At 66.1% G+C, this 5,180-nt stretch carries 5 protein-coding genes; 4 read left to right on the top strand and 1 reads right to left on the bottom strand.

Translation table 11 applies throughout. The features are described 5' to 3' along the window. The 3 genes from G3N93_RS33910 to G3N93_RS33900 form a co-directional block, all read left to right on the top strand. On the top strand, nucleotides 1–384 hold a 384-nt coding region (locus G3N93_RS33910), incomplete at its 5' end, for a PhzF family phenazine biosynthesis protein (protein WP_206134926.1). A 218-nt stretch (nucleotides 385–602) separates the two neighbouring features. Continuing rightward, nucleotides 603–2,942, top strand: coding sequence for an EAL domain-containing protein (locus G3N93_RS33905; protein WP_174942799.1), 2,340 nt, complete (start codon nucleotides 603–605; stop codon nucleotides 2,940–2,942). A gap of 196 nt (nucleotides 2,943–3,138) precedes the next feature. Beyond that, complete coding sequence (locus G3N93_RS33900; protein ID WP_041492919.1) at nucleotides 3,139–4,347, top strand: chromate transporter; 1,209 nt, start codon at nucleotides 3,139–3,141, stop codon at nucleotides 4,345–4,347. A 64-nt stretch (nucleotides 4,348–4,411) separates the two neighbouring features. Here the strand turns inward: G3N93_RS33900 and G3N93_RS33895 are convergent, their stop codons facing one another. Beyond that, the gene (locus tag G3N93_RS33895) at nucleotides 4,412–4,858 is read right to left on the bottom strand and encodes a multidrug/biocide efflux PACE transporter (RefSeq protein WP_174942803.1); all 447 of its coding nucleotides are present in this window, start codon (nucleotides 4,856–4,858) and stop codon (nucleotides 4,412–4,414) included. Between the two features lie 113 nt (nucleotides 4,859–4,971). Here G3N93_RS33895 and G3N93_RS33890 point away from each other — a divergent pair. Further along, nucleotides 4,972–5,180: LysR family transcriptional regulator (locus G3N93_RS33890; protein ID WP_206134925.1), on the top strand; the 209-nt coding region annotated here is incomplete at its 3' end.

Below are 5,180 nucleotides of genomic sequence, written 5' to 3'. Positions count from 1 at the left end.
CGGCTGAAATCGGCCAATGCTTGCATCGGCCTGACGCCCGATCCGGCCGCGCTGGCGGCGCTCACGCACCGCTACGGCACGGACGGCGTCGCGGTCTACGCACCGCACGCCGAAGGCGGCCCCGCGACGTTCGAAATCCGCTGCCTGATGACGGGCGGCAACTTCGGCTTCGGCGAGGATCCCGTCACCGGCAGCGCAAACGCCGCGCTGGCCGGGCTGCTGACGCGGCAGGAACGCCGCCCCGGCCAGTCGTACACGGCCCGCCAGGGTACGGCGATCGGCCGCGACGGCCGCATCTTCGTCAGCTATGACGAAGATGGCACCACGTGGATCGGCGGCCACGTCGTCACGGTCGTCGACGGCACCTTCCTGTCACCTGCCTGACATTTCGCGATGTGCGATGGCGCCGGCCCGTCCGGCGCCCCCTACGATTCGCCCAACTATCGCAAAACCGTTCCAGCCAGTAATATCGGGCCTAATCCGTTGTTTCGGAGGTCTGTCCATGGTTGCGTGTCCCGCGAACGAACAGACGTCGGGACAACCCCAACCATAGATAGCCATCCAGACGGATGGCGCACGCGAGCAGGACGCCGCCCTCTTCGATGAGCTCCGCCCGGTCCAACCACACGCCGCCGACCCGGCCGCTACGCGCGCCGCGCAAATCGCGCCGGCGTGCGCTATTTGCGATCCCGTTGCTCGGGATGCTGGCGCTTGCGCTGCTGTGGGCCGTGATCATCGCGCGTCTGTCGGTGGAAAAGGACAGCGCGTACAAGGAAGCGGCGGCTTCGGCCGCGATCCTGTCCTCCGCGCTCGAGCAGCATACGGTCAAGGCGATCCACCAGGTCGACCAGATCACCCGCTTCGTCAAGTTCGAATTCGAGAAGTCGCCCGCGCGCTTCAACCTTGCCAGCGCCGTCGAAAAAGGCGTCGTGCCGAGCGACACGCTGATCCAGGTGTCGCTCGTCAACGCGAAGGGCATCCTGTTCGCGAACACGGCCGAGCTGCATCCGCAGCCGATCAACCTGTCCGACCGCGAGCACTTCAAGGTCCACCTCGCGCACAACGACGACCGCCTGTTCATCAGCAAGCCCGTACTCGGCCGCGTGTCGAGCCACTGGACGCTACAGATGACGCGGCGCCTGAACAACCCGGACGGCAGCTTCGCCGGCATCGTCGTCGTGTCGGAAGACCCGAGCTACTTCACGAACGACTTCTACAACAACGCGGCGATCGGCAAGGAAGGCGTGATCGCGGTCGTGTCCGATACGGGCGCCGTGCTCGCGCGGCGCACGGGCTCGGTCAGCAACGCACCCGGCGCGTTTTCCGCGTCGGGCGTCTACCCGATCGCCGAGCGCGTGACGGGTACGATCATCGACCCGATCGACGGCGTGACGCGCATCGTGTCGTACCGCCACCTCGACGGCTACCCGCTCGCGGTGATGGTCGGGCTGTCGCAAACCGAGGAATTCGCGGACTACTACCACACGCGCAACGTCTACCTGCTGATGACGAGCTTCATCACGCTCGCGATGCTTGCGTTCTTCGGCGTCGCAACGGGCCTGATCGGCAAGCTGCTCGGCCGCGAGCGCGAAATGACGCAGCTCGCCGAATACGACCTGCTCACCGGCCTCGCGAACCGCTACGCGACGCTGCGCGGGCTGCGCAACGACGTGTCGATGCCGGCGAGCCTGTCGCGGCTCGGGCTGCTGTTCATCGATCTCGACAACTTCAAGACCGTCAACGACACGCTCGGCCACAACGCCGGCGACATCGTGCTGCAGATGACCGCGTCGCGCCTGTCCGATGCGGTCGGCGACGAAGGCTCGCTCGCGCGCATCGGCGGCGACGAATTTGTCGTGGTGATGAAGGGCGACGACGTCGAGCGGCGCGCGGTGCGGCTCGCGGAAGCGATCATCCGGATGTTCGGCGAACCGTTCGACGTGCGCGGCAGCTCGTTCGTGCTGCATGCGAGCATCGGCATCGCACTGCACTCGGTCGCGAACGAAAGCGAGATCGACCTGTTGAAGAAAGCCGATCTCGCGATGTACAGCGCGAAGGACGCCGGCAAGAACTGCTACCAGTTCTATGCGCCGCACCTGTCGCACCGCGCCGACCACCTGATGCGTTGGGAGCAGCAACTGCGCGTCGCGCTCGCCGAGGGGCAGCTGTTCCTCGCGTACCAGCCGAAGATCGACCTCACGCACCGCCACATCACCGGCTTCGAGGCGCTCGCGCGCTGGGATCACCCCGAGCACGGGATCATCTCCGCGAACGAATTCATTTCGATTGCCGAATCGACCGGCCTGATCGTGCCGATCGGCGATTTCGTGATCCGCACCGCGTGCGAGCAGATCGCGCGCTGGCGCGACGAGGGCCACGACACGCTGACGCTCGCGGTCAACATCTCGCCGGTGCAGTTCTGGCGCGGCGACCTGATCGAGACGATCTCGCGCACGCTGCTGGAAACCGGCATCGACGCGAACCGGCTCGAAATCGAGATCACCGAAACCGCGATGATGGAATATCCGGAGCTCGTGTCCGAGAAGATCGTTGCGCTGAAGAAGCTCGGCATCCGGATCGCGCTCGACGATTTCGGCACCGGCTATTCGTCGCTGTCGTACCTGCACCGCTTCTCCGTCGACACGCTGAAGGTCGACCGCTCGTTCGTGCAGGCCATCCCGAACGATCGCAGCGTGTGCGTGATGGTGTCGTCGATCGTGCATCTCGCGCGCTCGCTCGGCCTGACCGTCGTCGTCGAAGGCACGGAAACCGAGGAGCAGATCACGTGGCTGGCTGCGCTCGGCGAGATCGAGGCGCAAGGCTTCCTGTTCTCGCGACCGGTGCCGGCCGACGCGATTCCCGCGCTGATCGCACGCTTCGGCGTGCGTGGCGACGCCCCGCACGTCATCGCGCACCGCGCGACCGGCAGCACCGGCGCGTAAGCGCATCGCGGCCGTTGCGCGCGTTGCGCGCGCCGTCATTGTTTCGTTTTCCGATCTGATTGTTTAGTTCATGAACTAGCGTTTTCGCGCATGGCAGTGTCACGGTGCGCGGCGGACAATTGGGAGGGCCAACGTGTCGGCGGGCCGCCGGCATGGCCACACGCGAGAGATCGGGCCCCGTGCTCACACCACCAACATGACCACCGTAGAAATCGAAGCGACCGCTGATGTCGAACAGGCGCAGGCGTCCCTGTGGGACCTGTTCAAGGTCGTCGCCAGCATTTCGGCGGTTTCGTGGGGCGGGCTGTCGATGATGGCGCAGCTCGAACGCCACTACGTGGAACGGCTGCGGCGCATCGAGCCCAATGTCTTTGGCGACCTCGTCGCGCTGGCCTGGCTGGTGCCAGGCCCCGTCGGCTGCAACGTGGCGGTGCAGGTCGGCCAGATATTGCACGGCCGCGTCGGCGCGTGGATCGCCGGCATCGCGAGCGTACTGCCGTTCTCCATCCTGATGACGCTGTTCGCGATCTTCTATCGCACACCGCTCGTGCGCTCGCTGGCCGCGCCGATGCTGATCAATCACTTCGGGATGGTGCTCGCCGCGCTGATCGGCGTCACGTGGGTCAAGCAGCTGCGCTCGCTCGCGCAAACGCGGCGCGAGCAGTTGATCGCCGCGTTATCGACGATTCTGCTCGGTTTTGCGCATAATCCGGCCGCCTTCGTCGGGATTCTGTTTGCGGCATTCGCAGCCGGCTGGCTGACGGGGCCGCCGCAACGCGACGCAGTCGATTTCACGCTGTCGACCCGCGACCGCAACCTGCTCGTGCTGCTCGGCATTTTCGTCACGCTGTTCGCGGTGCCGCTGCCCGGCGATTACCAGGCGACGCTGCTGTGGCCGCGCCTCGCCGGCGCCGGCATGACGCTGTTCGGCGGCGGCTTTTCCGCGCTGCCCGTGCTCAAGACGCTGTTCGTCACGCCCGCAACAGGCATTTCCGATCACGACTTCACGCTTGCGTTCGCGCTGTCGCCCGTCGCACCGGGACCGCTGCTGAACGTCGTACCGTTTCTCGGCTACCTGACCGACGGCTGGGTCGGCGCGCTGCTGGCGACGGCCGCGCTCTTCATTCCGTCGGGGTGCCTCGTCGTGTTTGCGCAGAACCATCTGTCCCGGCTCAAGCGCCATTCACGCTTCGAGTACGGGATGCGCCTGCTGCGTGCCGCGACGACGGGTTTTCTCGTCGTCGCTGTCGTCAGGATCCTGTACCGCGAACCAGCCGACCCCGTTTACTGGCTGACGGGCGCCTTCGCCACGCTGTGCTTTGCGCGCTTCAAGGTGCCCGTCTATGCCGTGTACGGCACGGTCGCGGTTGCGTGCGGCGTGTGGCTGCTGGCCGCCGCGCGCTGAGGCGACCGCCGCCGCCCCGCCGGCTTCTACCGGCATTCGCCCCGCTCGCCCGCCCAGCCCGTCCTCAACCTGCCTGCACCGCGACCCGGCGTGCCATCCAGCGGGCGCGCAGCGCGTCGTAAGCGAGGTTGAAGCAGAACGTGTAAGGCAGGAAGAACAGCACGATGCCGAGGTCGAGCAGCAGCGCCTCGACGAGGCTCACGTTCAGCCACCACGCGGCTACCGGCACCACCATCGCGACGAGGCCGAGTTCGAACGTGACCGCATGCGCGATCCGCATGCCGAGCGTGCGCTTCAACCCGGCCCGCCGCTCGAAGCGGTCGAACAGCGTGTTGAACGCCATGTTCCATGCCATCGCGATCAGCGACACCATCACCGTCAGCACGCCGACGTGCGACACCGGCATGTCGAGCAGCCACGCGCCGATCGGCGCGCACAGTGCGATCGCGACCAGTTCGAACGTCAGTGCATGCAGCAGCCGTTCCGTCACCGTTTTGTTGACCTGTTTCATGATTCCCTCCGATTCGTCTACTTCGTTCATGGCAGCCATTTTGATCGGCGTAACCGTATGAATCCAGTTTGATATCATCGGTTTTACCGATATATCACCACCAGGAGCACCGCATGCGCCACGCCCCCGAAGCCCTGCTCGCATTCGCCGAAGCCGCGCTGCTCGGCTCGTTCACGGCCGCCGCGCGCAAGCTCGGCAAGCGCCAGTCGACCGTGTCGGAGGCGATCGCGAACCTCGAGATCGATCTCGGCGTGCAGTTGTTCGACCGCTCGACGCGCGCGCCGACGCTGACCGACGCCGGGCGCGCGCTGCTGCCGCAGGT

The sequence above is a fragment of the Burkholderia sp. Se-20378 genome (assembly GCF_017104665.1).
Lineage (GTDB): Bacteria > Pseudomonadota > Gammaproteobacteria > Burkholderiales > Burkholderiaceae > Burkholderia > Burkholderia lata.
This window is presented reverse-complemented; position numbering and strand designations above follow the sequence as displayed.

What these genes read in the sequence shown, in the direction of transcription:
- G3N93_RS33900 (WP_041492919.1), top strand. Translation starts at nt 3,139, where the DNA reads ATGACCACCGTAGAAATCGAAGCGACCGCTGATGTCGAACAGGCGCAG.
- G3N93_RS33895 (WP_174942803.1), bottom strand. Translation starts at nt 4,858, where the DNA reads ATGAAACAGGTCAACAAAACGGTGACGGAACGGCTGCTGCATGCACTG.
- G3N93_RS33905 (WP_174942799.1), top strand. Translation starts at nt 603, where the DNA reads ATGAGCTCCGCCCGGTCCAACCACACGCCGCCGACCCGGCCGCTACGC.